Source organism: Streptomyces griseoviridis (genome assembly GCF_005222485.1).
Taxonomy (GTDB): Bacteria; Actinomycetota; Actinomycetes; order Streptomycetales; family Streptomycetaceae; genus Streptomyces; species Streptomyces hintoniae.
Genome location: NZ_CP029078.1, coordinates 6,974,772 through 6,990,524, shown reverse-complemented (window position 1 = coordinate 6,990,524; position 15,753 = coordinate 6,974,772). Strand labels below are relative to the sequence as shown.

Here is a 15,753-nt window from a genome sequence, read left to right as displayed (position 1 = left end):
ACCAGGAGACCGATGTCTTTCCGCACCCCCACGGCCGGCGGCTTCGTCGAGGACGTCTCACCGGGTTCCGGGGCCCTCGCGCCCCGGGCCTGGTACCCGGCCTCGGACGCGAAATCCCTCACCCTCAACGGCGATTGGCGGCTGCGGGTGTCGCCGACCGCGGACGCCGAGGACGACTCGTTCGCCGCGCCCGGGTTCGACGCAGGTGGCTGGGCGCGGGTCACGGTCCCCGGCCACTGGGTCCTCCAGGGCGACGGCGCGTTCGGCTCACCGATCTACACCAACCATCTGTACCCCTTCCCGGTGGACCCGCCGAGGGTGCCGACCGAGAACCCCACCGGCGACCACCTGCGCGTCTTCGACCTGCCGTCCGACTGGCCCGCGGCCTCCGAGGGCGGTGCCGTGCTGCGCTTCGACGGAGTCGAGTCGTGCGCCCGGGTCTGGCTCAACGGCACCGAGATCGGCGGGTTCAAGGGGTCGAGGCTGCCGCACGAGTTCGCCGTCGGGCGGCTGCTGAAGCCGTCGGGGAACGTGCTCGCGGTGCGGGTGCACCAGTGGTCGGCCGGCTCCTACCTGGAGGACCAGGACCAGTGGTGGCTGCCCGGCATCTTCCGTGACGTGACGCTGCTGCACCGCCCGGCGGGCTGCGCGGGGGACTTCTTCACGCACGCCTCCTACGACCACGTCACCGGCCAGGGCACCCTTCGGGTCGACTCCGAGGTGGCCGGCCGGGTCGCGGTGCCCGCCCTGGACATCGATGTCGCGACCGGCACGGACGTCACCGTGCCGGTGCGGCCCTGGACGGCCGAGACACCCCACCTCTACGACGGCGAGCTGATCACGCCGGGCGAGCGGGTACCGCTGCGGATCGGCTTCAGGACCGTGGAACTGGCGGACGGGCTGATCAAGGTCAACGGCCGGCCGATCCTGTTCAAGGGCGTCAACCGGCACGAGTGGCACCCCGAGCGGGGCCGCGCCCTCGACCTGGAGACGATGCGTGAGGACGTGCTGCTGATGAAGCGGCATAACCTCAACGCCGTCCGCACCTCGCACTACCCGCCGCACCCGGCCTTCCTCGACCTGTGCGACGAGTACGGCCTGTGGGTGATCGACGAGTGCGACCTGGAGACCCACGGCTTCGTCGAGCAGGGCTGGCGTGACAACCCCGTCGACGACGACCGCTGGACCCCGGCGCTCCTCGACCGGGCGGCCCGGATGGTCGAGCGGGACAAGAACCACCCCTCGGTGGTCGTCTGGTCGCTCGGCAACGAGGCGGGCACCGGGCGCGGCCTGACCGCGATGGCCGACTGGATCCACGCCCGGGACGCCACCCGGCTCGTGCACTACGAGGGCGACCTCGACTGCCGTGACACGGACGTCTACTCGCGGATGTACGCCTCCCACGAGGAGGTGGCGCGGATCGGTGAGGGACTCGACGGCGGCACCCACAGGCGCCGCCGACTCCCCCTCGTGCTGTGCGAATACGGGCACGCGATGGGCAACGGTCCCGGCGGTCTCGCCGACTACCAGGAGCTGTTCGAGCGCTTCGGGCGGCTCCAGGGCGGCTTCGTCTGGGAGTGGATCGACCACGGCATCCGGGACGAGCGGTTCGGCTACGCGTACGGCGGCGACTTCGGCGAGGCGCTGCACGACGGCAACTTCGTCTGCGACGGCCTGGTCTTCCCCGACCGCGCCCCCTCCCCGGGGCTGCTGGAGTACAAGAAGGTCATCGAGCCGGTCACCATCGAGGGCGACGGCGCCGACGGCACGGTCCGGATCACCAACAAGCAGGATTTCGCAGACCTTTCCGCGTTCACGTTCACCTGGTCGTACCAAGTGGACGGCGAGACGGTCGCGTCGGGCGGCCTCGGCGTGCCCGCGCTCGCGCCCGGCGCGTCCGCGGACGTCAAGCTGCCGTCGGCGCCGGACGGCCGGGGCGCGGAGACCGGCTGGACCGTGCGGGCGTCGCTGGCCGCCGACACCCTCTGGGCCGGCGCGGGCCACGAGGTCGCGTGGGGCCAGGGCACCGTCACCGCGCGCCCGGCGCCCGCCGTCACCCCCGCCGGAACTCCGGCACCGGCGGGCGACGGCACCCTCGTCCTGGGGCCCGGCGTGTTCGACGCCCGCACCGGGGCGCCGCGCGCGATCGGCGGCGCCGAGGTGCGGGGCGGCCCGCGGCTCGACGTGTGGCGGGCACCGACCGACAACGACGACGGCGCCCCCTGGCAGTCGGACATCAGGTACGGGCCGCTCTGGCGCAAGCTGGGCCTGCACCGGATGCTCCACCGCCTCGACGCGGTGGAGCACGAGGAGCACGCCCTCACCGTGCGGACCCGGGTGGCGCCCGCCGCCCGGGAGTTGGGCCTCGCGACGGTCTACCGCTGGACCTCCGACGGCGAACGGCTCGCCCTGACGGTGACGGTGACACCCGAGGGCGACTGGACGGTCCCGCTGCCCCGGCTCGGTGTCCGCTTCGGCCTCGACGGCGCGGCGGGCCGGGTGCGCTGGTTCGGCGGCGGTCCTGGCGAGGGGTACCCGGACACCAAGACGGCCTCCAGGATGGGCCGTTGGGAGTCGACGGTGGACGACCTCCAGACGCCGTACGTGCGCCCGCAGGAGAACGGCGCCCGCGCGGACGTCCGTTGGGCCGAGATCGGCGGGCTGCGGGTCGAGGGCGACCCGGAGTTCTGGTTCACGGCCCGGCGCTGGACCACCGAACAGCTGGACGCGGCCGACCACCGCACCGACCTGGTGCCGGGCGACACGGTGTGGGTCAACCTGGACCACGGCCAGCACGGCATCGGCTCGCAGTCCTGCGGCCCCGGACCGCTGCCGACGTACCGACTGCGCGCGGAGCGGGCGACGTTCTCGTTCGTCTTCTCCCCGGCCAACTGAGGACAGGCCGGCCACGCGCCGGCGGCGAAGCGACGGCAGGCGTCCGCGACGGCGCCGCGACCGGCCCTGACCGGTGGCGGCGCCGTCACGCGGTCACCCACCCGAAAGGCCCGGACGGCCCGCTTCGAGGCACAATGCGTCCCATGCGCCCACCCTTCGACGACACCCCCGACGCCCGCCCGCTCACCCCCGGCGAGGCTCCCCGCTGGGAGGCCGCCCTCGCCCTGGTCGAGCGCGACCTCCGGGCCACGCTGCCCGAGCACGGCGGGCTGCGGCTGCTGGCGATGCCCAGCGGGCAGGACGACTTCCCCGAGCTGGTGTACGTCGCCCTCGCCGACGGGAGCTGGTGGGGCAACGGCTTCGAGCCCGACCCCTCGGTCAGCGCCCTCGACGCGCTGGCCGTGGTCGCCGAGGCCGCCCAGGACACCGTCTCCGAACGGCTCTGGCGGGCCTGGCCGGTGTGCGCGGCCCACGGCCTCGGGATGCATGTCGGCGGCACGGACGAGCGCGTGGAGTGGTGGTGCTCAGGCGGCTCGGACGGTTCGGACGGCTCAGGCACAGGGCATGTCCGGTCAGGTGTCGGCGAGTTGGCGGACGTCCAGCCGCTGCCGGCGCGGCGCGGGAGCGGACGGTACGGCCACCGGGCGTCCCGGTAGCCGAAGCCGGGTCAGTGGTCGGCGCAGCACGGGGTGGGGTCGGGGACCTCGAACGGGACCAGGAGGTCACCGGCCGCCGGCATCACCGTCAGGACCAACTCGCCGTCCTGCCACTGCGGGCGAACGTGGTCCCGGGTCATCAGCCGCGTCTGTGGTGGGGGCCGGTCCGGGGAGCCGAGTGCCACGACGGCCGTGATCGCCGAGCGGGACAGCGTCTCGGCGAGCGTGATGGTGCCGGTGAGGGCCGCGGCTCCCGGGTAGAGGACGGCGCGGCCCGTGTCGTCCGGGACGCCGTCGGTCGTCTCGTGGCCCAGCGCCGCGAGCCCCTCCAGGGCGGTGCGCGGGAGGGGCCGCGACGGCAGGGCCAGCGACACGGCGACCCGCGGCCGGTCGCCGCGGATCAGATGCGTGCAGCCGAACACGCCCTGTGGGAGCGCGAGTTCGGTGGCCAGCGTGTGCAGCAGATGGTCCGCGGCGCGCAGGTCCCGCAGCCCGGGGTCGAGCGTGAGGGCGTGCGGGGCGCGCGTCACGAGGGCAGGACCCAGATCGGGTTGGAGTAGAACCACAGGTCGAGCCACGGGTCGGCGTCGCCGACGACGTCGATCGCGGGTCCGGCCGGGTCGACGGACGCGCCGCGCGCGCCGACGGCGGAGCGGTTGCCGTCGGTGCCGCGCAGCCGCACGTACTGCGGGTGGTCGACGCGGCCGAGGTCGTAGCTGAGCCTGACCGTGCCGGCCACCTTGTTCACCTCGAACGACCTGGCGACCCTGGCCGTCGGAGCGGTGAACGTGTCCCGGTCCTTCACTTCCCCGGTCACCTCACCGCGCACCACGTCGACCCGGGCCAACTTCGGTACGAATCCGGCCCAGTTGGCGCCGCCGGCCAGCGCGACGTCCACGGTGAGGGTGACCCTCGTGCCCTTGCGGACGTGCAGCGCGCCGCCCAGCGTCGCCCACCGTCCGCCGCCCGCGAGGCGGGCGTCGAGGCCGCTGATCAGACCGCCGTGGTCGACCCAGACCCGGCCGGCCCTGATGCCGTCCATGACGGCCGCGTACGAGAACCCGTCGGCGCCGACATGGGTGCGGCTGTACTGGCCGGGCCAGTAGTCGCCCTGGCTGACGTCGATCTTGCCGCCGTACACCGGGTCGGGGTAGCGGCCGTCGGTCTCGAAGTCGCCGCCGGGGCCGCGCACCGCGGTGTCCGCGTAGACCTGGTGGGAGTCGGAGTTGGCGGTGATCCACCACGGCTTGCCCTCGGCGAGGAGGCTGTCCCAGAGGCCGCCGACGGTGGCGGTCATCCAGTCGAAGCCGCCCCAGGTGCGGTAGCTCTCCAGCGGGAACCCGGCGAACGAGTTGGCGCTCGGGCTGTTGTCGTAGATGCCGCGGGCCCGGCCGGGGCCGGTCGGGGCGGGCAGGCCCGACGCCTGGTGTCCCGGGGCGCCCTCGAAGCCGACGGCGATCTGGTGGCGGGCGGAGGTCGCGTCGCGCCAGGCGCGGATCTCGTGCGGGGAGTCGACACCGCGCCGCGCCGGGTGGTTGGCGAGCATCAGCGCGTCCTTGATCCTGCGCCGCTCGACCTGCTCGCCGAGGAAGGCGAGTCCCGCGACGGCCAGCGCCTCGTTGCCCGGCGTGGAGTCGGAGGCGCCCTTCACGCTGCCGTCGTAGTCGGTCTCGAACTGCTTGAGGACGGCGACCTCGTTCTTGCCCGGGTGCACGAAGACCGTGCCGTGCTCGGCGGCCGGGATGTTCCATTCGAGGCCCTGGAAGACGAGGGTGTCCTCGTGCGCCTCGCGGGCCGCGACGATGTCCGGATTGACCTTCTCCACACCGATCTTGGCGTGCGCCTGGCTGCCGTGGTCGGTGATGACCATCCAGTCGAGGCCGTGCCGGGCGCCCTGGCGGACCTGGTCGACGACCCGGTACTTGCCGTCGCTGCTGTATTGCGTGTGGATGTGGTGGTCGCCCGCCAGCCAGAGGAAGCCCTTGGCGCGGCGGCCTGAACCCGAGCCGGTCGCGTAGGCGGGGGCGGCGCCCGCGGCGCCGGTCAGCACCCCGCCGGCCGCGAGCCCGGCGCCCAGCAGGCCCGCCCGGCGCAGCAGTGCGCGGCGCGAGGACTGCTCGGGGGAGAGCGCCTCGTCGGGCACGGAGGTGTCGAAGGCGGCCGGCAGCGGGGCCGTCGTCCCGTGCTGGTGTTCTTCGCCGTGTCCGTGTGTGTGGCCGTGGCCGTGACCGTGATGGTGACCGTGTCCCATGAACTCTCCCGGAGTCGCGCTGCCTTCGCCGCCGACGGCCCGCGCTCGCCCGTCGCCCCACGGCTGCCTGCCCGCGTACGGGTCCGGGAGGCGCGTTTTCACGCCACGTGGAACCACGCCGCCCGAGGAGAATCGACGCGGGAGATGAACGCCGCGCGACCGGCGCGTGAGCGGTGGGCGACTCCGGTGCGGCGTCTCGCCCCGCCCCTCACTGTTTCCTCAACGCCCCTTGTTCGTCACACTGGTTGGCGCAGAACCTGAGCACCGTTCACCTTCCTCTCCGCCACCTCCTGACCGGAGTCGCCCCCGCCATGAGAAGACTGATCGGCACCCTCGCGGCCGCGGTACTGGCCGTCACCGGACTCACCACGGCCACCGCACCGGCCGCGACCGCCGCGCAGCCGGCCGCCACCGGGACGTTCGACGTCCTCACCTACAACGTCGCCGGGCTGCCCGAGGGGCTCAGCTCCAGCCACCCGGCCACCAACACCCCGCTGATCTCGCCCAGGTTGGCGCCGTACGACATCGTGAACGTCCAGGAGGACTTCAACTACCACGCGGCGCTGTACGCGGGCGACAACCACCCCTACCGGACCGCGACCAGCGGCGGCGCGGCCATCGGCGACGGCCTCAACACCCTCTCCAGCTATCCGTTCGACGACTTCGAGCGGGTCAGGTGGAACGCCTGCACGGGCACCAACTGCCTGACGCCGAAGGGATTCACGCTGGCCCGGCTGCGGCTCGCCGAGGGCGTCTACGTCGATCTGTACAACGCCCACCCGAACGCGGACGACACCGACGACGCGCTCGCCGCCCGCCGCGCCAACATCACGCAGCTCTCCGCGTTCATCCAGGCCAACTCGGCGGGCAACGCGGTGATCGTGATGGGCGACACCAACACCCGGTACACGCGGGCCGGGGACAACATCCGCACCCTGGTGCGCGACAACGGGCTCACCGACGCGTGGGTGAAGCTGGTCAGGGGCGGCACCGAGCCGGCGCAGGGCGCGGACGCGCTGCTGTGCCCGACGACGGCGCCGCCCAACACCTGCGAGGTCGTCGACAAGGTCTTCTACCGGGGCAGCAGGCTGGTCTCGCTCGACGCGACCCGATACAACAACGACTGGGCGGCGTTCCTGGACGCGCAGGGCGGCAATCTGTCCGACCACTTCCCGCACACCGTCGACTTCTCCTACACCGTCAACTCCGCCCTGAAGGCGAGTGACTTCTTCGGCGGACCGCACGGCACGGCCTTCAACGACGCCGCCACGCTCCCGGCCACCGCCTCCCCGCGCACCCTCACGCTGCGCGGCGGCGCCCGCCTGGACGCCGTCGCCCTGGCGCACGACGGGGGTGCGACGCCGCTCCACGGCGGCACCGGCGGCACGGCGACGTCGCTGACCCTCGCCACCGGCGAGCACCTCACCTCCGTCAAGCTCACCCAGGGGCAGAAGGACAGCAGGACCAGGATCTTCTCGGCCGCGTTCACCACGGACCGGGGCCGCACCCTGTCGGCGGGCACGGCGACCTCCGACACCAGGACGTTCACGGCCCCGGCGGGCTGGCAGATCGCCGGCTTCACGGGCCGCGCGGGTGACGAGGTAGACAAGCTCGGCGTGCTCTACGCGCCGATCACCTGACCGGGCCTCCGCGCGCCGACCACCCTGTCCTGGATCCCGTAGGCTGAAACCTAGGACATGTAGGTTTCAGGAGAGGTCCATGCCCCGAGCCGGTCTCACCACCGACCGCGTCGTCGCGGCCGCCGCCGACCTCGCCGACGAGGTCGGGTTCGAACAGCTGAGCGTGTCGGCGCTGGCCCGGCGCTGCGGGGTGCGGGACGCGAGCCTGTACACGCACGTCCGCAACCTCCAGGACCTGCGGACCCGCGTCGCGCTGCTCGCGGGCGGCGAGCTGATCGACCGGATCGCGGTGGCCGTGGCCGGCCGCTCGGGGCAGGACGCGCTGGCCGCGTTCGCCGACGCCTACCGGGAGTTCGCGCTGGAGCGGCCCGGCCGGTACGCGGCCACCCAGCTGCCCGTCGACCAGTCCCTGATCGCCGACACACCCGCCTTCCGCCGTACCGCCGAGATCACCTACGGCGTGCTGCGCGGCTACGGCCTCACCGAACCCGACCTCACCGACGCCGTCCGCCTGCTGCGCAGCACCTTCCACGGCTTCTGCGCGCTGGAGGCGGGCGGCGGCTTCGGCGCCCCGCGCGAGGTCGGGCGCTCCTGGGAGAAGGCGGTGGCCGCCCTGCACCTCGCGCTGGAGAACTGGCCGCGCGAGGAGGACGCCCCGGCCCGCTGACCAGCGGGTCAGGCGCGCACGGCAACCTCTGGTCACCCGGCGGCGACCCGGAGACATGGCCTCAGGGACCGGCGCGACGAGCCGCCGCCGGGCGCGGGCCGCCCGGGTGGCCGCGGGACGCGTCCGGTTCGGTGCGAGGGGCTCAGGACACCTCGACGTCCCCGGCGCCGAACCGGACCCGCACCTCGGGTCCCGCGCTCCAGGCCACCGTCAGGCCCTCGGCGCCGTCGCCGCCGTCGGTCCGCACCCGCACCGTGTCCGGCAGCGGGACCGGGTCGGGGTCGGCCGTCAGCCGCACGAGCGCGACGAACAGGCCGGCGCCGTCCGCCGTCAGCTCCCCGGTCAGCTCGTCGGAGAGACCGACGGCGGGCAGGATCTCGGCGCGCGCGTCCTCCCCGGCCGCCCAGCCCGTGACCCGCACGGACGCGCCGGGCGCCCCGCCCGTCACCCGGTGCGCGCGCACCTCCACGGCCCCGCGCGCCAGCACCACGCTCGTCACCCGGGCGTCCCCGGCCGCCGTGTGCCGGGACGCGGCCCAGCCGTCGCCGACGCCCAGCGGGACGATGCCGGTGCGGGCCGGATCGCCGTCGAGCAGCACGCTGTTGTCGGCGACCGGGTCGGCGGACGGCGCGGTGCGCGTCGAGTAGGCGAGGCGGGTGTAGTACGGGTCGTAGCGGACGTCCTCGCTGCCGTGGTTGTGCAGACGTACCAGGCCGTCCGAACGCGTCGCCTGGAGCAGCCAGTTGGGTGCTTGGACGGCGGTGAGCGCGTCGCCTTCCTCGACGGGCGACGGCTCCTCGGCCGCCGTCCAGACCGGGTGGTCCTCGGGCAGCAGCAGGCCGAGGAAGCCCTTGCTCGCCCAGTACGGGGAGGCGGGGCCCGAATAGCCTTGCAGGAGCGACTCGTCGGGGCCGTGCCAGCCGAGGGTCAGCAGCCCGTTCCCGTCGACGGCGCCGTGGTCGAGGAAGTGCCGCAGGGCGCCGGACGCCAGCCGTCGGGTGCGGCCGGGCGTGAGCGGGGTGCGGCCGGTGAGGGCGCCGAGCCAGAGCGGGGCCGTCGTCGCGAACCGGTAGGTGAGGGAGCGGCCTTGGCGCAGGGGGGCGCCGTCGGCGCCGAACAGGCGGGCGTAGTCGTCGAGATGGCGGGAGAGGCGGCCGCCGTAGAGGTCCAGGAGAGGCGCGTCGTCCGCGAGCCAGGCGTGCAGCACCGGGTAGAGGTGCATGGCCCAGCCGTTGTAGTAGTCGAACTTGCGGCCGTCGCCGTCGGTGTACCAGCCGTCGCCGACGTACCACTCCTCGATGCGGGCCAGGCCGCGGTCGATCGCCTTCGCGGACCGCTCGGGCTCATGGCCGATCTCCTTCAGGAAGCCGCCGACCGTGACGGGGAACAACTCCCAGTTGCAGGGCCAGGGTTCGGCGGTCAGGGCGGCGGTCAGCCAGTCGGCGGCGCGCTGTCTGACGCCGTCGTCGAGGCGGTCCCACAGCAGCGGGCGGGTCAGCCGCAGCGCGAGGGCGATGGACGCGGCCTCGACCAGCGGCTGGCCGCGGTCGCCGATCTTCGGCCAGACCCCGCCCGCACCGGCCGCGAGGCCGTCGGCGTAGCGGCCGAGGACCGTCTCGTCGCGGCGGAACGCGGCGAGCAGCAGGGTGCGGGCGTACCCTTCGAGGCCGTCGGAGAGCCGGCCGGACCAGCTGGTGTGCTCGCCCGGCAGGTCGTAGAGGGCGCCGCCCTCGGTCGCGTACGGCGCGACCGAGGCGAGCAGGGTGTCGGCGGCGGTCTCCCAGTGGGCCCTGGTGCAGCCGGTGTAGGGGCTGCGGGCGCGGTCATCCGGGGGCAGGCGCATCGATTCGCTCTCCAGGTCGGCTGGTTCGCGTGCGGGGTCGTGCGGCGGTCCGCCCGCCGGGGGTGGTGCGAGGTGGTGCGGCGGTCCCGCCGGGAGTCGCGCGGGGTCGTGCGGCGGTCCGCCCGCCGGGGGTGGCGCGCGGCCCGGCGGGGCGGCCGGTCGAGGCCTGGGGCGCCCCGGTTCCGGTCGGGACGCCCCAGGGTCTTCTCACACCCGCACCAGGGCCGCGGGCACCAGCCGCAGGGCGATCAACTCGTCCCTGACCAGGCCCGCGTACACGGTCGCGCCGTGCACGGAGGTGTGGGTGTTGTCCTTGTTCTCGTTGTACAGATAGATCGACTTGGAGGCTTCCACGCCCAGCGACTCCACCAGCGCCTTGGTCCTCGCGGTGAGGTCGATCAACGGTACGCCCCTCTCGGCCGCCACGGAGCGGATGACGGCAGGATGGTTCACACCGAGCCCGTTGACGAGCAGCGCGGTGTCGTTGTCCAGAGTGCCGTCGGCATTGAACCAGCGGCGCACGATGGGTGTCACCAGCACCGGTCGGCCACCCTGGGCGCGGACGCCGTCGACCAGCGATTCCAGGTTCGTGCGGTAGGTCGGCTCGTCGGTGGTCTTGTCGTTGTGGGCGAGCTGGATCAGGACGAGGTCGCCGGGGCGGATCAACGGCCTCACTGTGCCCCACAGTTGCGGGTTCCCCAGATAGGAGACCGTACTCTCCCCGGAATCCGCGTAGTTGGCGACGGAGACGCCCGCGCGCAGGTACTGGGGCAGCTGCTGGCCCCAGCCGGAGTAGGGGGCGCCCGGCTGGTCGCAGACGGTGGAGTCGCCGACGAGGAAGATCTGCCGGGCGTGCCTCGCGGGGGTCACGCGGATGTCCGCGAGGGCGGGGGCGGCGCCGCCGAGGACCAGGTCGAGGCCGGGGCTGCCGTCGGGGCCCGTGGGTTCGCCCTCGGGGGTGCGGACGTCGACGGTGAAGCTCCGCGCGATCCGCTCGCCGGGGGCCGCGGGTGTCTCGGGCAGCAGCGAGCGCCTGGTCTCGCCGGTGACGGCGGTGCTGGACGCGTCGTCGCCGCCGAGCAGCACCCGGACGTCGTAGGTGCCGGGCGGGACGTCGAAGTGGCAGACGCCGGCGGCGCAGTGGTCGATGCCGAGCGCGTGGCGGGCACCGGCGGGCGTGTGGTGGCCCGGTTGGGCCTGGGCCGGCGCCGCGGTCAGTCCGGCGCTCAGGGTCAGCGCCGCGAGAACGGCGAGATTGAAACGTCTCATTACGGCTCCTCGAACAGGTCGGCAGGGCCTGGCGGAGGGACCGTACCCCCGAGAACAAGCGCTTTCTACCCCCTGGACCGTTTTCCCCAAACTGCCAACCTCCAGCCTGCGAAAGCCCTTTCGCGAAATCGATTCAACTGTCACTCTCACAGCACCCGCACCCCCCTACCTCCCGAAGGAGGCACCCTCATGTCCGAACCCGTGCAGCACGCGGTGGGACGCCGCACCTTCGTCGTCGGCGGCGCGGCGGCGGCCGGCAGCGCGGTCCTCGCCGGACCGCTCGCCCGCCCGGCGTCCGCCGCGGCCTTCGGCTGGAGCGACGACGGCTCCCACTACGTCGTCGACACCGGAGCGAGCCTCGTCTTCAGGGTCAGCAAGTCCAACGGCGACCTGACCTCACTGGTCTACAAGGGCACCGAGTACCAGGGCTACGGCGGCATGAACTCGCACATCGAATCGGGCCTGGGCGCCTCGACGGTGACGATAAGTCAGACCGGGAGCACCATCCTCGTCTCCGTCACGTACGGCACGCTCAAGCACTACTACGCGGCCCGCAGCGGCGAGAACAACGTCTACCTGTGGACCAACAAGGCCGACACCTCGGTCAGCGCCACCCGCTACATCGTGCGCGTCAAGGCGGGCCTGTTCGCCAACGACGAGCCCGACTCCTACACCTACGCGCCCACCACCGTCGAAGCCTCCGACGTCTTCAGGAAGTCCGACGGCCAGACCCGCTCCAAGCACTTCTCCAGGCTGCGCGTCACCGACTACGACTACATCGGCTGGAGCACCGGCGGCGTCGGCCTCTACGTCGTGCGCTCCAACCACGAGAAGGCGTCGGGCGGCCCGTTCTACCGCTCGCTGCTGCGCCACCAGAGCGCCGACGGCGGTGGCCTGTACGAGATCCTCTACTACGGCGAGAACCAGACGGAGGCCCAGCGCTTCGGCCTCCAGGGCCCGTACGTCATCGCCTTCACCGACGGCGGGGCGCCGTCCTCCGCGCTCTACCCCGCCAACCTCACCACGCCCTGGGCCGACGGGCTCGGCATCTCCGGGTACGTCGCCGCGAGCGGTCGGGGCCGGGTCGCGGGCGTCGGGATCACCGGCCGCGACCCGGCGTTCCCGTACACCGTCGGGCTCGCCAACTCGGCCGCCCAGTACTGGGGTTCGGCCCGCGCCTCGGACGGCTACTTCTCCGTCACCGGCGTACTGCCCGGCACCTACACGCTCACCGTCTTCAAGGGCGAACTCGCCGTGTACACCACCTCGGTGGCGGTCACGGCGGGCGGCACGACGACCCTCAACAGCATCGCCGTCCCCACCTCGAACGACCCGGGCAACGCGAGCGCGATCTGGCGGATCGGCTCCTGGGACGGCACCCCCGGCGGCTTCAAGAACGCCGAGCTGATGACGTACGCGCATCCGTCCGACGTCCGGGCCGCCTCCTGGACGGGGAACGTCGTCGTCGGCAGCGGCACCGAGACCTCGGCGTTCCCCTGCTACCTGTGGAAGGACGTCAACAGCGGGATCATCGTCTACTTCAAGCTGACGGCGGCCCAGGCGGCGGCCGCCCACACCCTGCGGATCGGGGTGACGACGGCCTACGCCAACGGCCGCCCGCAGATCACCGTCAACGACACCTGGACCTCGGCCGTCCCCTCCCCGCCCACCCAGCCGAGCACCCGGTCGCTGACCGTGGGCTCCTACCGGGGCAACAACTACACGTTCACCTACAGCGTTCCGGCGTCCGCCTGGCTGACGGACACCGGCGCCTACAACACGCTGAAGATCTATGTGGCGAGCGGCTCGGGCACGACGTCGTTCCTCAGCGCGGGCACGGCGATCGACGCGATCGACCTGCTGATCTGACGTCAGGTGCCGCGCGTCCACTGCTGGTTGGTCGCTCCGTTGCAGGTGTACGTGATGATCGCGGCGGAGTTGGCGGTGGACGCGCCGGACACGTCGAGGCACTCGCCGCTGGCGCGGGCCTTCACCAGGACGTAGCCGCCCGACGTGGTCAGGCTCCACTGCTGGGTGGTGGCGCTGCCGCAGTCCTCCTGGCTGACGTTCGCCGCGTTCTCCTGGAGGCACAGCGAGCTTCCCCGGCTCACCAGTTGGTAGTAGCCGGTGCCAAGGTCCTTGAACCACCACTTCTGGTTGGCGCCGCCGTTGCAGGTGTACTGGCTGATGGCGGCCCCCGCCCACAGCGACTGGTCGGGCACGTCCGCGCACTTGGAACTGGCGCGCCCGATCAGGGTGTTGTAGGTCGCCGCGGTCGACGTGACGGACCCCGCCGCGGTGTCCACGCCGAGCTGTGGGGACCAGGACATCGACAGCGACGTGGAGGTCGGGAAGGTCAGCGGCAGCCACACATAGCGCGAGTCGTTGACCGTGCCGCCGAAGGAGTTGCCCCAGCGGTCCCCCAGGTAGAGGTACGCGGTGCCCGAGGTGCCCTGCACCGGCAGCACGTACGCGGTCTGCGAGTTGAAGGCCGTGGAGTCACCGACGTTGGTCATCGCGGTCCAGGGCCCCGCCGGTGAACTCGCGGTGGCGTACTGCTGCTGGTTGGCGCTCCAGCCGGTCGCGCCCGACGTCAGCATGAAGTAGACACCGCCCCGCTTGAACAGCGCCGGTGCCTCCCGGTGCCCGCCCGGCCACGGGTTGGCGACCCGGCTCACGATGCCGGTGTAGTCGGCGGTGAGACGGTAGATGTGCAGGTCGTAGTTCTCATTGGCGGCCGACACCATGTAACCGGTGCCGTCGTCGTCGACGAACGTGGTGATGTCCCGGGACATGTAGGAGCCGAGCGGCCGGAAGCTGCCCCGGTAGCTGTACGTCCCGTCCACCGTGTCGGAGACGGCGACCGCCGCGCGGGCCTCACCGTAGTCGGTGCCGTTCTCCTTGTGCATCCACATCACGTACTTGCCGGTGGCGGCGTTGTACATGACCTTGGGGCGCTCGATGTAGGCGGTGGCCAGCTCGGAGGCGCTGGACTGGGTCAGGACGCGGTTCCTGAACTCCCAGTTCTTCAGGTCGGTGGAACGGTAGGCGTCGACGGAGCGGAACGTGTTGTCGGCGTTGCGGTCCTCGCCGAACCAGTAGTAGTAGGAGCCGACCTTGACGACCCCGCCGCCGTGCGCGTGCAGCGGGTTGCCCGAAGTGTCCTTGAACTGGACGCCGTTGGCGATGGTCTGGGTGGCGGCCTGGGCGGGTGACGCGGTCACCAGGGCGCCGGCGAGGGCACAGACCAGGGCGAGCAGAACGGCGTACACACGTCGTGTTCTCATGCGCTCTCCTTCACGGAGTCGGAGACCGGCGCCGCGTCGGGCACCGGGGCGCCGAAGTCGGGGGTGCCGTCCCGGTGCCAGCCGAGGCGCTGGACGCGGGTGTGGCGGTTGGGGTCGTTCAGTGGATCACCGGTGATCTCCTTGTACGGCCGGGCGTGGTAGACGAGGACGTCGGTCAGGCCGTCGTCGGCGACCGCGAAGCAGTTGTGCCCCGGGCCGTACTGCCCGGTGGTGTCGGAGCTGGTGAAGACCGGGGACGGCGACTTGGACCAGTTCGCCGGGTCCATCAGGTCCGCGTCCGCGTCCACGGTCAGCAGGCCCATGCAGTAGTGGTGGTCGGTGGCACTGGCCGAGTAGGACAGGAACAGCCGCCCGTTCCTGGCGAGCACGGCGGGACCCTCGTTCACCCGGTAGCCGACACACTCCCAGTCGAACTCCGGTGTCGACAGACGAATTTGAGGCCCCGTCAGGGTCCAGGGGTTCGCCATCCTCGACAGCCACAGGGCGGTGTTGTTCTCCATCCCGGGTTCGTGCTGCGCCCAGGCGAGATAGCGGCTGCCCCGGTGGGTGAAGGTGGTGGCGTCGAGGGAGAACGTCTCCCAGGCGGTCCTGACCTGGCCGCGCTCCACCCAGGTCCCCGCGAAGGGGTCCTGGTGGGCGTTCTCCAGCACCCAGATCCGGATGTCCCAGACGCTCTCGGCGGGCGCGGAGGCGAAGTAGACGTACCACTTGCCGCCGATCCGGTGCAGCTCGGGCGCCCAGATGTGCGCGCCCATCACTCCGGTGGTGTGCCTGGTCCAGATCACCGACTCGGCGGCCGTGGCGAGGCCGCCCAAGGTGCGGGAGCGGCGCAGGACGATCCGGTCGTACTCGGGGACGGTCGCGGTGAAGTAGTAACCGCCGTCGGAGTGGTGGATGTGGGGGTCGGCCCGCTGCCTGACGAGGGGGTTCACGAACGGGGGCGGCTCGGGCTGCGGCGGGAGCGGGGCGGCTCCCGCGGACGCCGGCCCGCCGGCGAGGGCGCCCGCGGCCAGCGCGGCTCCCTTCAGCACCAGCCTGCGCTGCGGCGCTCGGGGCGGATCGTGATCGCGGCTCATACGCTGCCTCTCGAGAGATGTTCGAGATTGCGAATGCCATCTGTCATGACGAACGCCGAAAAGGTAAGGGTGGGGAGGGGGGAGGTCAACGGGTCTGACGCGATGGGTGGGGGGGGCGGGCGGAGAGCGGGCGGTGAGCGGGCGGAGA

The 15,753-nt window shown here is 72.5% G+C and carries 11 protein-coding genes; 5 read left to right on the top strand and 6 right to left on the bottom strand.

What is annotated here, in order from left to right; genetic code table 11:
* Positions 1–12 precede the first annotated feature (12 nt).
* Both DDJ31_RS30300 and DDJ31_RS30295 read left to right on the top strand, forming a co-directional pair.
* Complete coding sequence (locus DDJ31_RS30300) at positions 13–2,895, top strand: glycoside hydrolase family 2 TIM barrel-domain containing protein (RefSeq protein WP_127177216.1); 2,883 nt, start codon at positions 13–15, stop codon at positions 2,893–2,895.
* 143 nt (positions 2,896–3,038) lie between these two features.
* Positions 3,039–3,551, top strand: coding sequence for a hypothetical protein (locus DDJ31_RS30295; RefSeq protein WP_127177217.1), 513 nt, complete (start codon positions 3,039–3,041; stop codon positions 3,549–3,551).
* A gap of 11 nt (positions 3,552–3,562) precedes the next feature.
* Here the strand turns inward: DDJ31_RS30295 and DDJ31_RS30290 are convergent, their stop codons facing one another.
* Together DDJ31_RS30290 and DDJ31_RS30285 are read right to left on the bottom strand one after the other, a co-directional pair.
* Positions 3,563–4,081 carry a hypothetical protein gene (locus DDJ31_RS30290; RefSeq protein ID WP_127177218.1) on the bottom strand — a complete coding sequence of 173 codons (519 nt, stop codon included), beginning with the start codon at positions 4,079–4,081 and terminating at the stop codon, positions 3,563–3,565.
* On the bottom strand, positions 4,078–5,802 hold the full coding sequence (locus tag DDJ31_RS30285) for a PHP domain-containing protein (RefSeq protein ID WP_127177219.1): 1,725 nt from the start codon (positions 5,800–5,802) through the stop codon (positions 4,078–4,080). Before DDJ31_RS30285 ends, DDJ31_RS30290 begins: the two co-directional genes overlap by 4 nt.
* A gap of 311 nt (positions 5,803–6,113) precedes the next feature.
* Between DDJ31_RS30285 and DDJ31_RS30280 the strand changes: the two genes are divergently transcribed.
* Both DDJ31_RS30280 and DDJ31_RS30275 read left to right on the top strand, forming a co-directional pair.
* Positions 6,114–7,442, top strand: coding sequence for a jacalin-like lectin (locus DDJ31_RS30280; RefSeq protein WP_127177220.1), 1,329 nt, complete (start codon positions 6,114–6,116; stop codon positions 7,440–7,442).
* Positions 7,443–7,521: 79 nt separating this feature from the next.
* Positions 7,522–8,109: a TetR-like C-terminal domain-containing protein gene (locus DDJ31_RS30275; protein ID WP_127177221.1), complete on the top strand. Its 588-nt coding sequence runs from the start codon at positions 7,522–7,524 to the stop codon at positions 8,107–8,109.
* A 142-nt stretch (positions 8,110–8,251) separates the two neighbouring features.
* On the opposite strand, the gene DDJ31_RS30270 is transcribed toward DDJ31_RS30275, so the two are convergent.
* Together DDJ31_RS30270 and DDJ31_RS30265 are read right to left on the bottom strand one after the other, a co-directional pair.
* The gene (locus tag DDJ31_RS30270; RefSeq protein ID WP_127177222.1) at positions 8,252–9,952 is read right to left on the bottom strand and encodes a DUF2264 domain-containing protein; all 1,701 of its coding nucleotides are present in this window, start codon (positions 9,950–9,952) and stop codon (positions 8,252–8,254) included.
* Between the two features lie 207 nt (positions 9,953–10,159).
* On the bottom strand, positions 10,160–11,221 hold the full coding sequence (locus tag DDJ31_RS30265; RefSeq protein ID WP_127177223.1) for a rhamnogalacturonan acetylesterase: 1,062 nt from the start codon (positions 11,219–11,221) through the stop codon (positions 10,160–10,162).
* A 189-nt stretch (positions 11,222–11,410) separates the two neighbouring features.
* Between DDJ31_RS30265 and DDJ31_RS30260 the strand changes: the two genes are divergently transcribed.
* Positions 11,411–13,090, top strand: coding sequence for a rhamnogalacturonan lyase B N-terminal domain-containing protein (locus tag DDJ31_RS30260; RefSeq protein ID WP_127177224.1), 1,680 nt, complete (start codon positions 11,411–11,413; stop codon positions 13,088–13,090).
* A 2-nt stretch (positions 13,091–13,092) separates the two neighbouring features.
* Here DDJ31_RS30260 and DDJ31_RS30255 read toward each other — a convergent pair whose 3' ends face one another.
* Together DDJ31_RS30255 and DDJ31_RS30250 are read right to left on the bottom strand one after the other, a co-directional pair.
* Positions 13,093–14,508, bottom strand: a complete 1,416-nt coding sequence (locus DDJ31_RS30255) for an RICIN domain-containing protein (protein WP_127177225.1) — start codon at positions 14,506–14,508, stop codon at positions 13,093–13,095.
* Positions 14,505–15,605: a glycoside hydrolase family 43 protein gene (locus tag DDJ31_RS30250; RefSeq protein ID WP_127177226.1), complete on the bottom strand. Its 1,101-nt coding sequence runs from the start codon at positions 15,603–15,605 to the stop codon at positions 14,505–14,507. Before DDJ31_RS30250 ends, DDJ31_RS30255 begins: the two co-directional genes overlap by 4 nt.
* Positions 15,606–15,753: the final 148 nt, after the last annotated feature.